This window comes from Candidatus Accumulibacter necessarius (assembly GCF_036625085.1).
This window is the reverse complement of record NZ_JAZKUM010000007.1, coordinates 185903-199775: the sequence shown is the minus strand read 5'-3', so window position 1 is coordinate 199775 and position 13873 is coordinate 185903. Positions and strand designations below refer to the sequence as shown.

Here is a 13873-nt window from a genome sequence, read left to right as displayed (position 1 = left end):
GCCATGACTGAGGTCAACAGCGGGATGCAGGGAGCGTTGCAGCATCTCGAATCAGCCGATGCACTGATCAGGAAGTCACTGAACTGGATCAAGCAGCAAAGCATCGGCGGCAAGGGAGTCTCGAACGAGAAACTGGACGCACATCAGATGGCCAGTTTTGATCTGGCCTGGTGTGCCGCCGAATCGACCGGCGCACGCTTCGCGGCGGAATATGCCGGCAAGGCGGCCGCAGTTCAGACAGGCGGTGGTAGCTGCCTGGAAGAGCGGATGGCCCTGGTGTTCTGTGCCGAGGCCTTGCAGAACATTCACAATCGTCTGCGGGCGCGACCGCAGAGCTTTGGCCTGAACGATACGGACATCGCTGCCTTGTCGACTGCGGCCCTCAACCAGTTCTGCCAGACGCAGCTGGACGCGGGCAATCTCGAGGCGCTGGGCAGGCAAGTCATCGCGCTGAATGGCGCGAGCGGCGCCTACATGCTGAGTGACGATGCGACCATGATGCAGGATTCGTTCCGCAAGCTGGCTACCAACGTCGTAATGCCACTGGCGGAGGAGATTCATCGTCACGACCGGATCATTCCGAAGGAGATTCTCGATCCGTTGACGGAAATGGGATGCTTTGGTCTGTCAATTCCCGAGCGCTACGGTGGCCTGCAGAGCGATGATCATGAAGACAACATGGGGATGATCGTGGTCACCGAGGAGCTCTCGCGCGGCTCGCTCGGCGGGGCGGGTAGTCTGATCACTCGACCGGAAATCCTCAGCCGTTCCCTGCTGAAGGGTGGAACCGAAGAGCAGCGGCAGAAGTGGCTGCCGCTGGTGGCGATGGGGGACCCCTTGTGTGCGATTGCCGTGACCGAACCCGACACTGGCTCCGACGTCGCAGCGATGCGACTGAAAGCAACGAAGTGTGAGGGCGGCTGGATTCTCGACGGCGTCAAGACCTGGTGCACGATGGCCGGCAAGGCTGGCGTCCTCCTGGTTCTGGCGCGATCGAATCCCGACCGCTCGCTCGGCCACCGCGGCCTGAGCATGTTCCTGGTCGAGAAGGACTCGTACGACGGCCACGACTTCGAATACCGTCAGCCGCAGGGCGGCGTGCTGACTGGCCGCGCGATCGCGACCATCGGTTATCGCGGGATGCATTCGTACGAGGTGTTCTTCGACAACGTTTTTGTTCCGGACGAAAATCTGGTGGGTGGACCGGACGGCGAAGGCAAGGGGTTCTACTTCACCATGGCCGGATTTGCCGGCGGCCGCATTCAGACCGCTGCGCGAGCGATTGGCGTCATGCAGGCGGCTTTCGAAAAGGCGGTTTCCTATTCCCAGGAGCGCAAGGCCTTTGGCAAACCTATCGGAGATTATCAACTCACGCTCGTCAAGCTGGCGCGCATGGCAACACTGTTGACCATCTCCCGCCAATTCACCTACGCCGTGGGTCGCTTGATGGATCAGGGACAGGGGCAAATGGAAGCCAGCATGGTCAAACTGTTCACCTGCCGGACGGCCGAATGGCTCACCCGCGAAGCGATGCAGATTCATGGCGGGATGGGTTATGCCGAGGAGACAGCCGTCAGCCGCTACTTCCTCGATGCGCGGGTGCTGTCGATCTTCGAGGGGGCAGAGGAAACGCTGGCTCTGAAGGTCATCGCACGCTCGCTGATTGACGCGGTGTAGGTCCACCTTCAGTCCGATGCGCGCCGACACAGCGCGCGGGATAGCCATGCCAAAAGGAAGATGCCATGTCGCAAGCAATTCGTTTTCGAGCACAGCTTGAATTGGCCGGGAAAGTGGAGGTGGACCTAAGAAGCGTCCGCTATCCGCACTATGGCCGCTATCTGGAAGAGTTCGTGCCGGGTCAGGTTTTTGTCCACCCCCGCGGTTTCACCTTCCTTGCTGCCCAAATGGAGGCTTTCGCCCGAACCTACATGCAATGCAATCCGCTTTACCTGAATGAGCAGTATGCGAGTGCCAATGGCTTCTCTGGTCTGCTGGCGTCGCCGCAGATGGTCTTCAACGTCGTTCTGTCACTGGGTGTGCAGAACGATTCCGAGAAGGCGATGGCCAATCTCGGCTATTACGATGCACAGTACCTGCGGCCGGTTCATGCGCTGGATACGATTCGCTCGCTGACCAAGGTCATCGACCGCAAGGAACGCGGTGCCGGCAAGCCGGGTATCGTGACCATCCGGACACTGGGCATCAACCAGAACGACGAGGTCGTCCTCCAGTACGAGAGAAAGATCATGGTCGCCGGGCAGGGAGACCGCCCCTCAACCACACCCTTGCCACCATCGGCAGAGATGCCGGCCTTCCCGTGGGTCGAGGATGCCAAGGTCCTGCTGCCGGACTTCCCTGCGCAGCTCCCTTCGCGTCTCACCGGCCCCAATTCCTGGTTCGAGGATTTCAGGGTCGGCGAGGTCATCGTCCATGCCAACGGGCGGACGATCACCGAGGAACATCTGCCACTGACCTATGCGGTTGGCAACACGCATCCGCTCCATTTCGACCGTATCTTCAGTGCCGGCCTGTCGGGCAAAATGAGCGGCGACCCGATTGTTTATGGCGGTCTGGTGTTCGCCTGGCTGGAAGGCCTGGCCAGCCGCGACGTGAGCGAGAACAGCGTCTGGGAACTCGGTTTTACCGAGGGCTACCACACGCAACCATCGGTCAGCGGCGATACGGTTGCCGCCCTGTCGCGCGTGCTGGCGGCCGAGGATGCCCCGGGCGACCTCGGCGCGAAGTTCGGGCTCGTCAGTTTCCAGCTCATTGGCGTCAAGAACATCAGCGCGGCGAACGCATTGGCCAAGTATGGCGAGGACCTGTTCATCAAGGAAAACGACAAGAAGGAGATGGGCAAGGAGAAGATTGATCAGAAGATCTTTGAGATCGAGAGACGTCTCTTGATCCGGAAAAGGGGATAGTCATGGTTGCCGTCCAGAAAAAACGGGATCAGCCCTGGTTGATGCGGACCTATAGCGGTCACAGCTCGGCCAAGGCCTCCAACGCGCTTTATCGCACCAATCTCGCCAAAGGCCAGACGGGACTGTCGGTGGCCTTCGATCTGCCGACGCAGACCGGCTACGATGCCGACAGTCCGCTGGCAAGGGGGGAAGTCGGCAAGGTCGGCGTGCCGATATCATCCATCGAGGACATGGATCAGTTGTTCGATCAGATCCCGCTCGATCAGATGAACACGTCGATGACCATCAATGCGACTGCGGCATGGTTATTGTCGCTGTACATTGGCCTGGCGCAACGCCGGGGGATCGACGCGAAGAAACTGAGCGGTACCACCCAGAACGATATCATCAAGGAGTATCTCTCGCGCGGCACCTACATCTATCCGCCAGGTCCCTCGATGCGCCTGATCGCGGATACGATCAACTACACGGTCAAGCATGTGCCGAAGTGGAATCCAACCAATATCTGCAGTTACCACCTGCAGGAGGCGGGGGCCACACCGGTGCAGGAACTGGCTTATGCCCTGTGCACGGCAATGGCCGTGCTGGATCGGGTGAAGGCTTCCGGCGAGATCGAGCCGGCGGCGTTTCCCCAGGTCGTCGAACGTATCTCCTTCTTTGTCAATGCGGGCATACGTTTCGTCGAAGAGTGCTGCAAGCTCAGGGCGTTCGGAGAAATGTGGGACGAACTGGCGCTGACGCGCTACAAGGTTGAAGATCCCAGGCTGCGGCGGTTCCGCTATGGCGTGCAGGTAAACTCCCTGGGGTTGACCGAGCCGCAGCCGGAAAACAACGTGCAACGCATCGTGCTGGAGATGTTGGCGGTCGTGCTCTCGAAAGGCGCGCGAGCCCGCGCCATTCAGCTCCCCGCCTGGAACGAGGCGATGGGCTTGCCGCGCCCCTGGGATCAGCAATGGGCACTACGGATGCAGCAGGTGGTGGCCTTCGAAACCGATCTGCTTGAGTACGACGACATTCTCGATGGATCGCCGGTCATCGCCGCCAAGGTCCGGGAACTGATCGCCGGTGCGCAAAGGGAAATCGATAACGTCGAAGCGCAGGGCGGGATCATTGCCGCGATCGAATCGGGCTATATCAAGCGGGAACTCGTTGGTAGCCACATGAACCGCTTGCGCGCCATCGAGTCAGGCGATCTGAAGATCATCGGGGTCAACTGCTTCCAGGAAACGGCTGAATCGCCGCTGACCACGGGCAGCGAGGGGTCGATCATGAAAACCAACCCGGCGGCCGAGCGCGAGCAGATCGAACGGCTGCAGGCGCAGCGAAAGAACCGCAATGCCGACGACGTCCGTGCCGCCCTGCAGGGGCTTGCCGACGCCGCCAGGAGTGGCGAGAACATCATGCCCAGTTCGATTCGCTGCGCCCTGGCGGGCGTCAGCACGGGCGAATGGGGCGATTCGCTGCGCGCGGTGTTCGGCGAGTTCAGACCACCGACCGGGATCGACATTGCCATCGACAGCCGCGAAGTGCTGGGTAAGCGGGATCAGGTCACCGATCTCCGGGCAAGGGTGGCGAGCACCGGCGCTGCCCTCGGGCGGCCCCTGAAACTGCTGGTCGGCAAACCGGGGCTCGACGGACATTCCAATGGTGCGGAACAGGTCGCCGTCAAGGCCAGGGATGTCGGCTTCGAGGTCGTCTACGACGGCATTCGGCTGACGCCGCAGCAGATTGCCCAGGCGGCGCAGGAGGAAGGCGTGCATATGGTCGGTCTGTCGATCCTTTCGGGAAGCCATATGGAACTGGTGGAATCGGTTCTGCAGGAACTGCGGTTGCGGGATCTGGCAAATGTGCCGGTGATTGCCGGTGGCATCATCCCGCCGGAGGATGCGGAAAAGCTGACGTCGCTGGGCGTGCGAGCCGTCTACACACCGAAAGATTTCAATCTCAATACCATCATGGAGGATATGGTCAACGTGATCCGGGAGTGCAATGGCCTCGAACGGCTTCCGGCGATGAATTGACGGATCGACCATGACCGAGGTCAAGCTTCCGGACCCCGAGCAGTTGGCGTCAGGAATACTGCGCGGGGAGCGGGCGGCGGTTGCCAGCGGGCTGAACCTGCTCGACAACAAGCTGGCGGCGGCACGTGACCGTTCAGCGCGGCTGCTCGCGTCGCTCTCGGGCGAGCGCTGGCTGAACGACGGCCACCTCATCGGCGTCACCGGCCCGCCCGGTGCCGGCAAGTCCTCGCTCGTCGCCGCGATGATCCGGGAGTGGCGGCTCGCCGGCCGGACGGTAGGCGTACTGGCCGTTGATCCGTCGAGTCGCCCCGAACTGGGCGGTGGCGCCCTGCTCGGAGACCGCATCCGCATCAAGAACTCGTCTTACGACGAAGGCCTGTTCATTCGTTCGCTGGCCAATCGCAGTCAGCTGGGTGGGGTGGCGACCGAGGTCTGGCCGATGAGTTGGCTGATGCTGGGCTGTTTCGATATTGTGGTGATCGAAACAGTCGGCGTTGGCCAGACCGAAATCGATATTGCGGAGATCGGCGACACGGTCTGTTATGTGGCGCAGCCGGCCTCGGGCGATACGATCCAGTATCTCAAGTCGGGCATCATCGAGATTCCGGACATTTTTGCGGTCAATAAGGCCGATCTTGGCGCCGCGGCGCACAAGACTGCCAGCGAGCTTGGCCGCAGCGCTTCCCGGCCGGATCGCCGGGAGGGTTGGGACTACCCGGTATGTCTGGTGAGTGCCACCACGCATACCGGCATCAAACCATTCCTCGACCATTTCGACAGGCACCGCAGCTTTCTCACCGATGCGGGCTTGCTGGGAAAACTGCGCTCCCGCCATCAGAGTGCCTGGGTCATGCGCCTGCTGAAAGAGGAATTCGGCACCTTTGGCCTGGAGTTGGCTGGTGGTCACAGCATCATCGACCAGCGGCTGAGCGAAAATCGTTGTAATCAGTTTGCCGAGTACGAACGTATGCGAATGCACATCCTTTCCCGATTCACCTCGGGAAAATCATCGAGCAACTCAACCAGATAGGAGCATGTTTATGAGTACGCAACTCTATGCAATAGGCAACAGACCTCCGTTGGGCGAAGTTCCGGAGAAAATGAATGCCTGGCTGATCCGTCCGGAGCGCTTTGGCAAGCCAACCGAGGCGTTTCAGAAGGAAGTCGTCAATACCCCGTCTATCGCCGATGACGAAGTGTTGGTGTATGTCATGGCAGCGGGAATCAACTACAACAACGTCTGGGCGGCACTGGGTATCCCGGTGAACGTCATCGCCGCTCGCAACAAGGGTGGCGAACCCGAGGACTTCCACATCGGTGGCAGCGATGCTTCCGGCATCGTTTACGCCGTCGGCAAGGACGTTACCAACGTCAAGGTCGGTGACGAAGTGGTAATGCATTGCGGCCAATGGAACCGCAACTGCGCGTGGGTCAAGGGTGGCGGCGATCCGATGTACTCGCCGTCTTTCAAAATCTGGGGTTACGAAACCAATTTCGGCAGTTTTGCCCAATTCACAAGAGTCCAAGGCCATCAGTGCATGCCGAAGCCAAAGCACATGAACTGGGAAGAAGCGGCAGCCTACACGCTGGTCGCGGCGACTGCCTGGCGAATGCTGCATGGCTGGGGGGCCAGCTCGATCAAGAAGGGAGATGTGGCCTTGATCTGGGGCGGTGCGGGCGGTCTCGGCTCGATGGCAATTCAGATCGCCAAGGCGGTCGGCGCGACGTCGGTCGCCATGGTGTCAGGCGAAGACAAGTTTGACTACTGCATGAAACTGGGGGCCAAGGGCTGCATCAACCGTAACGACTTCGATCACTGGGGAATGTTGCCGCACTGGAAGGATAATGCCGGCTACGCCAAGTGGTTGAAGGGGGTGCGGTCGTTCGGGGCAAAGATCTGGGAAGTTCTGGGTGAGAAGCGCGCGCCGAACATCGTTTTCGAACATCCCGGTGAAAGCACCATCCCGACCTCGATCTTCGTTTGCGAAACTGGCGGTATGGTCGTCGTCTGCGCCGGCACCTCCGGCTACAATGCGACGGTCGATCTACGCTACCTATGGATGCGCCAGAAGCGCCTGCAAGGTTCGCATTTCGCCAATGCCGATCAGTGCAACGAGATGAACCAGCTGGCGCTGCGCGGCCAGCTTGACCCATGCCTGTCGCGGGCGTTCACCTACGAAGAATTGCCGCTTGCCCATCTCTTGATGCACGACAACAAACACCCACACGGCAACATGTCGGTGCTGATTGGCGCCACCGAGTTCGGCCTGGGCGCCAGCGGCAAGCCGGCCGTGGCGATGGTGCATCCAACACTGCCCAAGGGCGACGTGCATACCACACCAGCGCCTTACCCGATGTCCACGCCGCTGCCGGGCATCGCGGAGGGCGAGCCGATCACGGTCGCCGACGATGGCAGCAGGGTTCGCGATCTGATGCATCTTGGCATCATCTCGTGCACGCCGGACGATACCATCGGCAGTGTGGCCAAGATCATGGTGGAGAAGGAGATTCATGCCGTGGTGGTGATGGATGCGCAAGGAAAAGCCATCGGCGTCGTCTCGCAAACCGATATGGTTCTGGCACGGCAGGGCCGGACACCCGATCAGGCACGCGCAATGCTGGCCAGCCAGGTCATGACCCCCGGTTGCGCAACCTGCGATGCGGACATGCTGTTGAGCGATGCGGTCAGCCTCATGACGGGCCGCCGGATGCACCGCCTGGTGGTCACCGAGAAGGAGAAGCCGGTCGGCGTGATCTCGATGACCGACGTCGTGCGCAAGATCATCGGCGAGTAATCGGCGTTCGATCTGGCCAGCAGGCGCTTCGCGCCACCCCGCCCTACCCCGGGCGGGGGAACAGGCATCAAGCCCTTCTTATCCTTCGCGGCCGAGAAGGGCTTTTTTTCTTCAACGATGGAGGACTCGCTGACATGCAAGCCATCGTCTGCCAAGAACTCGTTGGTCCAGCTGGGTTGCGCCTGGCCGAGGTTGCAGAGCCGCGCCCCGGTCCCGGCCAGGTGCGCATCGGCGTCCGGGCCTGCGGAGTCAATTTCGCCGACAGCCTGATCACCCGTGGCCAATACCAGAAGCAACCGCAGCCGCCCTTCAGTCCCGGCTTTGAAGTCTCCGGTGAGGTGCTCGAACTGGGCGCCGGCGTGACCGGGATCGCGCCTGGCGATCGGGTGATCGCCATCACGCCGCACGGCGGCTATGCCGAGCAGGTTGTCGCCGACAGCAAGCGCTGCGTGCCGATGCCGGCGGCGATGTCGTGGGAACACGGCGCTGCCTTTCCCGTGGTGTTCGGCACCTCGCATGTCGCCCTGTCGCATCGAGCACGGCTGCGCGCGGGGGAAACACTGGTGGTGCACGGTGCATCTGGCGGCGTCGGATTGACCGCTGTCGCTATCGGCAAGCAACTGGGGGCGACGGTGATCGCGACGGCCAGCAGCGCTGGCAAGCTGCAGGTAGCTGGTAAACACGGAGCGGACCATCTGATTGATTCAAGCCAGGAGGACGTGCGGGCAAGGATAAAGGAGTTAACGGATGGTAGAGGGGCCGACGTGGTCTACGATCCGGTTGGCGGAGAGCTGTTCACCGCTTCGCTGCGCAGCATCGCCTTCGAAGGGCGCATCCTGGTCATCGGCTTTGCCGGTGGCAGCGTACCGCAGATCCCTGCCAATCATCTGCTGGTCAAGAATGTGGACGTGATTGGAGTGAACTGGCCGGCCTATGCCGAGTTGAATCCGGAGGTGATGACCGAGAGTTTCCAGACGCTGATTCAGTGGTATCTGGCAGGTTCGATCAAGCCGCACGTCTCTGCGACCTATCCGTTGAAGCAGGCGGTTGAGGCGCTCGATCAGGTGGTGAGCCGCAAGTCTACCGGCAAGGTCGTCATTGCTGCCAGCTGAGCTGCTACCAATGCCCCGCTACTCGATCAGTTCTCTATCGACAGCGCCTTGTCGGATAACCATGGGCGCTTGACGGAGATGTACGTGTCAAGGATACTGCAGATGGTTCGGTTCAGATGACGATCCCCGCAGCGCACCCATCTCACAGGTTCCCGAAACCTCCAACAGAATCTAGTGGCGCAGGCATTGGCAAGCGCCACTTTCCCTGGGCGCGGCCATTTCCGCGCTGATGATTACGAGAAAGGACTTTCATGAATCCCCAGAACGGTTACGACATAGAAGACTTGTCTGTCGGCATGAGCGCAGAAATCGCCAAGACCATTACTGACGCAGACCTTGTCCTGTTCGCCGGTGTGTCCACCGACGTCAATGCGGTTCATATGGATGAAGACTTTGCCAAGACCACGATGTTCGGCGGCCGTATCGCGCACGGCATGTTGTCCGCAAGCCTGATTTCAGCGGTGCTGGGCAATCGTTTGCCCGGTCCGGGCGTGATTTACATGAACCAGTCGTTGCGCTTCCGCGCCCCGGTACGTCCGGGCGACACTGTCCATGCCAGGGTGACGGTCAAGGAAGTGATCGCTGAAAAGTGCCGGGTGGTGCTCGATACCGTGTGCACCGTCGGTGACAAGGTGGTCATTGATGGCGAGGCGACATTGATGCCCACCTCGCGGCAGAAGCGCGAAGCGGCAGGCAAGTAAACCCAGGCGGGGCGCCAGCCGATCGTGCTCCGGAGTGTGACGCTCGACACTCTGCGAACGGCCGTCGATGTTGTCCCGGCCGAAGGTCATTCCGGCCGGTCTGCTGGCGTAAACAGGATTATCGGGAACTGATCCGGCTGAGTCATAAGGGAGAGAAAATTGAAGATCCTCGTTGCAGTGAAACGAGTGGTGGATTACAACGTCAAGGTTCGCGTCAAGCCTGACGCGAGCGACGTTGATCTGGCGAACGTGAAGATGTCGATGAACCCCTTTGACGAGATCGCGATTGAAGAGGCGGTGCGTCTGAAGGAAGCCGGTATTGCCACGGAAGTGATCGCCGTTTCGGCGGGCATCGCCAACTGCCAGGAGACCCTGCGCACGGCGATGGCGATTGGTGCCGACCGTGGCATCCTGATCCAGACCGATGTCGAGCTGCAACCACTGGCGGTCGCCAAGCTGCTCAAGGCGGTGTGTGAGAAGGAGCAGCCCCAGATCGTCCTGTGCGGCAAGCAGGCGATCGACGACGATGCCAACCAGACCGGACAGATGCTGGCCGGCCTGATGAACTGGCCGCAAGCGACCTTCGCCTCGAAGATCGTCACCGCCGGGCAGCTGGCGACCGTCACGCGCGAGATCGACGGCGGTCTGGAGACCGTCGAGGTGCCCTTGCCAGCCGTGCTGACGGTCGACCTGCGCCTCAACGAACCGCGCTACGCGACGCTGCCGAACATCATGAAAGCCAAGAGGAAGCCGCTCGAGACGACCCACCCGGCGACGCTGGGGGTCGATGTCTCGCCGCGCCTGAAGACACTCAAGGTCGCCGAACCGCCGAAGCGAACGGCAGGCATCAAGGTGGCCGATGCGGCCGATCTGGTGATGAAACTCAAGACTGAAGCAAAGGTAATCTGACCATGGCCATTCTCGTCATTGCTGAACACGACCATACCTCGATCAAGGCGGCGACACGCAACGCCGTCACCGCGGCGACGAAAATCGGGGGCGAGATTCACCTGCTGGTTGCCGGCAGCGCCTGTGCCGCGGCCGCCGATGCCGCGGCAGGGCTGGCCGGCGTGAGCAAGGTGCTGGTCGCTGACGCGCCGCACTACGCCGATCAGTCACCCGAGAACCTGGCGGCGCTGGTGGTAGCCAATGCGGCAAGCCATACTCACCTGCTGGCGGCGGCGACGACCTGCGGCAAGAACTTCATGCCGCGCGTGGCCGCGCTGCTCGATGTGGCGCAGATCTCCGAGATCATCGGCGTCGAATCCGCCGACACCTTCGTCCGCCCGATCTACGCCGGCAACGTCGTCGCCACCGTGCAGTCGGCCGACCCGGTCAAGGTCATCACGGTACGGGCGACGGCCTTCGAAGCCGCCGGCGACGGGGGTAGCGCGCGCATCGAGAGCCTGAGCGCCGGCCCCGATCTCGCCCAGAACAAGCTCGTTGGTCGCGAACTGAGCAAGTCGGAACGACCGGAGCTGACCGCTGCCAAGGTGATCGTGTCGGGCGGTCGCGGCATGGGCAACGGCGAGAACTTTCACCGCTTGCTCGAACCGCTGGCCGACAGACTCGGGGCCGCCCTGGGCGCCTCGCGTGCGGCGGTGGATGCCGGTTACGTATCGAATGACTACCAGGTCGGCCAGACGGGCAAGATCGTTGCGCCGCAGCTCTACATCGCGGTCGGCATTTCGGGTGCCATACAGCACCTGGCCGGGATGAAGGACAGCAAGGTGATCGTCGCGATCAACAAGGACGCCGAAGCACCGATCTTCCAGGTCGCCGATTATGGCCTGGTCGGCGACCTCTTCGAAGTCCTGCCGGCGCTGCAGGCGGAACTCGGCTGAGCAGCGCCAGGGAGGCCAGGCCGCATGAACCTGCCCAACGGCCTGATCGATGGCTACTGGACTGCTCGCGGCTGGTGCTGGTTCGCGATTGCTGCCGGCACCCTTCGGCAACAGGTCGCTTCCCTCGACAGCGTCCGTACTCAGGAGTCCAGGCGCTAGTGGTACAATCGCCGGCTTATTTCCAACCTTCTGCCTTAGGAGACCGATGTGCTGATCAGCACCGCCCACGCCCAACAAGCCGCCGCCGCTGCCGACCCGATGGGTGGCTTCATGCAGTTGCTGCCGATCATTCTGATGTTCGTTGTCCTCTACTTCCTGATGATTCGGCCGCAAATGAAGCGCGCGAAGGAACACAAAGCACTGATTGAAGCCCTCGCCAAGGGAGACGAAGTGGTCACCGGGGGCGGTGTTGCCGGTCGCATTACCCGGGTCAGCGACAACTTCATCAGCCTCGAAGTCGCCGATACCGTCGAAATCCAGGTGCAGAAGCAGGCAGTCACCGTGCTTCTTCCCAAAGGCACACTGAAAGCACTCTAACCACCTGCCGGGTGGCCTGCCTGCCAGCAGCACCCGCGCCATCTGCCCGCAAGCATCCATGAATCGTTACCCGCTCTGGAAGTACGTTATCGTCGCCCTTGCCCTGCTGTTCGGCCTGGTCTATACACTGCCGAACTTCTTTGGCGAATCGCCAGCGGTGCAGGTTTCCAGTGCCAAGGCGACGCTGAAGATCGATGAGAAGACGCGAGAACGCGTGGCCAGGGTCCTGCAGACGGCAGGGATCGAGAGCAACGGCATCTTCCTTGACAGCAACGGTGTCAAGGTTCGCCTGCAAACCACGGACAGCCAGTTGCAGGCAAAGGATCTGCTGGAAAAGCAATTCAACCCCGACGCAGGCGACCCGCAGTACGTCGTTGCACTCAACCTGCTGTCGAGCTCACCGCGATGGCTGACCAGTCTGCATGCCCTGCCGATGTATCTCGGCCTCGATCTGCGCGGCGGGGTACATTTCCTGCTCCAGGTGGACATGAAGGGGGCACTGACCAAGCGCCTGGACTCGATAAGCGGCGACCTGCGTAGTCTGTTGCGCGACAAGACGGTCCGGCACGCCGGCATTACCCGTGAAGGCGACCGGGTGGTCATTCGCTTCCGCGACAACGAGACACGTAATAAGGCCCGAGTGGTATTGGAAGACAGCCAGTCCGACCTGCTCCTGGTCGACCAGGGAGAAGGCGACGACCTCCGACTGGTCGCCACGCTCAAGCCCGAGGCGATCAAGCGCATCCAGGAGTTCGCAATCAAGCAGAACATGACGACCTTGAACAATCGGATCAACGAACTCGGCGTTGCCGAACCGGTGATTGCCCAGCAGGGCGCCGACCGCATCGTCGTCCAGTTGCCCGGTGTGCAGGACACGGCCAAGGCCAAGGACATACTCGGCCGTACCGCAACGCTGGAAATCCGCATGGTCGAGGAAACCGCCGGCGCCCTCGAAGCGGCCCAGGCCGGTCAGGTGCCTTTCGGTACCGAACTGTATGTCGAACGCGGTGGGATGCCACTGCTGGTCAAGAAGCAGGTGGTGCTGACCGGCGACCGACTGACTGACGCGCAACCGGGCTTCGACAACCAGACCAATGAACCCGCTGTGCATCTCACCCTCGATTCGGCCGGTGCGCGCATTTTCAAGGACGTCACGCGCGACAACGTCGGCAAACGCATGGCCATTGTGCTGATCGAGAAGGGCAAGGGCGAGGTGGTTACCGCGCCCGTCATACGCGCGGAGATCGGCGGCGGTCGCGTCCAGATCTCCGGCCGCATGAGCACGATGGAGGCCAACGACACGGCACTACTGCTGCGCGCTGGTTCGCTGGCCGCGCCGATGGAGATCATCGAGGAACGCACGATTGGCCCCAGTCTCGGCGCGGACAACATCCAGAAGGGATTCCAGTCGACGATGTGGGGCTTTGCCGCGATTGCCGTCTTCATGATCGCCTACTACCAGCTCTTCGGTCTGGTCTCGGTCATTGCCCTGGCGTCCAATCTGCTCTTCCTGGTTGCCCTGCTCTCCTTGCTACAGGCGACATTGACCCTGCCAGGAATCGCCGCCATCGCACTGACGCTGGGTATGGCGATCGACGCCAACGTCCTGATCAACGAGCGCATCCGCGAGGAACTGCGCAATGGCTCTTCGCCGCAGGCGGCCATCCACACCGGTTACGAGCGCGCGTTTGGCACGATTCTCGATTCCAACATCACGACGTTGATTGCCGGCATTGCCCTGCTGATTTTTGGCTCAGGCCCCGTACGTGGCTTCGCGGTCGTGCACTGTCTGGGGATTCTGACCTCCCTGTTCTCGGCCGTGGTTGTTTCGCGCGCCATGATCAACCTGATCTACGGCCGTCGCCGCAAAGTCGAGTCGCTGGCCATCGGTCAGGTCTGGAAGCCGGCTAACGTCGGCGCTGCGGAAATCAAATAGGGA

Annotated in this window: 12 protein-coding genes and 1 pseudogene; all 13 read left to right on the top strand. The window is 61.4% G+C overall.

What is annotated here, in order from left to right:
• The first annotated feature begins 3 nt into the window (after window positions 1-3).
• The 13 genes and pseudogenes from V5B44_RS19255 to secD all read left to right on the top strand — a co-directional run bounded on the left by V5B44_RS19255 (window position 4) and on the right by secD (window position 13870).
• A complete protein-coding gene (locus V5B44_RS19255; protein WP_332360705.1) occupies window positions 4-1677 on the top strand; it encodes an acyl-CoA dehydrogenase family protein in 1674 nt (557 codons plus the stop codon).
• 65 nt (window positions 1678-1742) lie between these two features.
• Window positions 1743-2924: a MaoC family dehydratase gene (locus V5B44_RS19250; RefSeq protein WP_332360704.1), complete on the top strand. Its 1182-nt coding sequence runs from the start codon at window positions 1743-1745 to the stop codon at window positions 2922-2924.
• A 2-nt stretch (window positions 2925-2926) separates the two neighbouring features.
• On the top strand, window positions 2927-4945 hold the full coding sequence (locus V5B44_RS19245; protein WP_332360703.1) for a protein meaA: 2019 nt from the start codon (window positions 2927-2929) through the stop codon (window positions 4943-4945).
• Window positions 4946-4955: 10 nt separating this feature from the next.
• On the top strand, window positions 4956-5975 hold the full coding sequence (locus V5B44_RS19240; protein WP_332360702.1) for an ArgK/MeaB family GTPase: 1020 nt from the start codon (window positions 4956-4958) through the stop codon (window positions 5973-5975).
• 10 nt (window positions 5976-5985) lie between these two features.
• A pseudogene (ccrA, locus tag V5B44_RS19235) lies at window positions 5986-7218 on the top strand (crotonyl-CoA carboxylase/reductase); the annotation flags it as partial.
• A gap of 24 nt (window positions 7219-7242) precedes the next feature.
• The gene (locus V5B44_RS19230; RefSeq protein WP_332360783.1) at window positions 7243-7740 is read left to right on the top strand and encodes a CBS domain-containing protein; all 498 of its coding nucleotides are present in this window, start codon (window positions 7243-7245) and stop codon (window positions 7738-7740) included.
• Between the two features lie 134 nt (window positions 7741-7874).
• Window positions 7875-8852, top strand: a complete 978-nt coding sequence (locus V5B44_RS19225) for an NADPH:quinone oxidoreductase family protein (protein ID WP_332360700.1) — start codon at window positions 7875-7877, stop codon at window positions 8850-8852.
• A 251-nt stretch (window positions 8853-9103) separates the two neighbouring features.
• Window positions 9104-9553, top strand: coding sequence for a MaoC family dehydratase (locus V5B44_RS19220; protein WP_332360698.1), 450 nt, complete (start codon window positions 9104-9106; stop codon window positions 9551-9553).
• A 159-nt stretch (window positions 9554-9712) separates the two neighbouring features.
• Window positions 9713-10462, top strand: coding sequence for an electron transfer flavoprotein subunit beta/FixA family protein (locus V5B44_RS19215; RefSeq protein ID WP_332360696.1), 750 nt, complete (start codon window positions 9713-9715; stop codon window positions 10460-10462).
• A 2-nt stretch (window positions 10463-10464) separates the two neighbouring features.
• Window positions 10465-11397: an electron transfer flavoprotein subunit alpha/FixB family protein gene (locus tag V5B44_RS19210; RefSeq protein WP_332360694.1), complete on the top strand. Its 933-nt coding sequence runs from the start codon at window positions 10465-10467 to the stop codon at window positions 11395-11397.
• 24 nt (window positions 11398-11421) lie between these two features.
• Entirely contained in the window at window positions 11422-11556 is a 135-nt protein-coding gene (locus tag V5B44_RS19205; RefSeq protein WP_332360692.1) for a hypothetical protein, read from the top strand.
• Between the two features lie 48 nt (window positions 11557-11604).
• Complete coding sequence (gene yajC, locus V5B44_RS19200) at window positions 11605-11934, top strand: preprotein translocase subunit YajC (RefSeq protein ID WP_287635292.1); 330 nt, start codon at window positions 11605-11607, stop codon at window positions 11932-11934.
• Between the two features lie 58 nt (window positions 11935-11992).
• Window positions 11993-13870, top strand: a complete 1878-nt coding sequence (secD, locus tag V5B44_RS19195) for a protein translocase subunit SecD (protein ID WP_332360689.1) — start codon at window positions 11993-11995, stop codon at window positions 13868-13870.
• Window positions 13871-13873 lie beyond the last annotated feature (3 nt).

What these genes read in the sequence shown, in the direction of transcription:
- V5B44_RS19225 (WP_332360700.1), top strand. Translation starts at nt 7,875, where the DNA reads ATGCAAGCCATCGTCTGCCAAGAACTCGTTGGTCCAGCTGGGTTGCGC.
- V5B44_RS19205 (WP_332360692.1), top strand. Translation starts at nt 11,422, where the DNA reads ATGAACCTGCCCAACGGCCTGATCGATGGCTACTGGACTGCTCGCGGC.
- V5B44_RS19255 (WP_332360705.1), top strand. Translation starts at nt 4, where the DNA reads ATGACTGAGGTCAACAGCGGGATGCAGGGAGCGTTGCAGCATCTCGAA.
- V5B44_RS19250 (WP_332360704.1), top strand. Translation starts at nt 1,743, where the DNA reads ATGTCGCAAGCAATTCGTTTTCGAGCACAGCTTGAATTGGCCGGGAAA.
- V5B44_RS19230 (WP_332360783.1), top strand. Translation starts at nt 7,243, where the DNA reads ATGGTGCATCCAACACTGCCCAAGGGCGACGTGCATACCACACCAGCG.
- V5B44_RS19240 (WP_332360702.1), top strand. Translation starts at nt 4,956, where the DNA reads ATGACCGAGGTCAAGCTTCCGGACCCCGAGCAGTTGGCGTCAGGAATA.
- V5B44_RS19220 (WP_332360698.1), top strand. Translation starts at nt 9,104, where the DNA reads ATGAATCCCCAGAACGGTTACGACATAGAAGACTTGTCTGTCGGCATG.
- V5B44_RS19210 (WP_332360694.1), top strand. Translation starts at nt 10,465, where the DNA reads ATGGCCATTCTCGTCATTGCTGAACACGACCATACCTCGATCAAGGCG.
- V5B44_RS19245 (WP_332360703.1), top strand. Translation starts at nt 2,927, where the DNA reads ATGGTTGCCGTCCAGAAAAAACGGGATCAGCCCTGGTTGATGCGGACC.
- secD (WP_332360689.1), top strand. Translation starts at nt 11,993, where the DNA reads ATGAATCGTTACCCGCTCTGGAAGTACGTTATCGTCGCCCTTGCCCTG.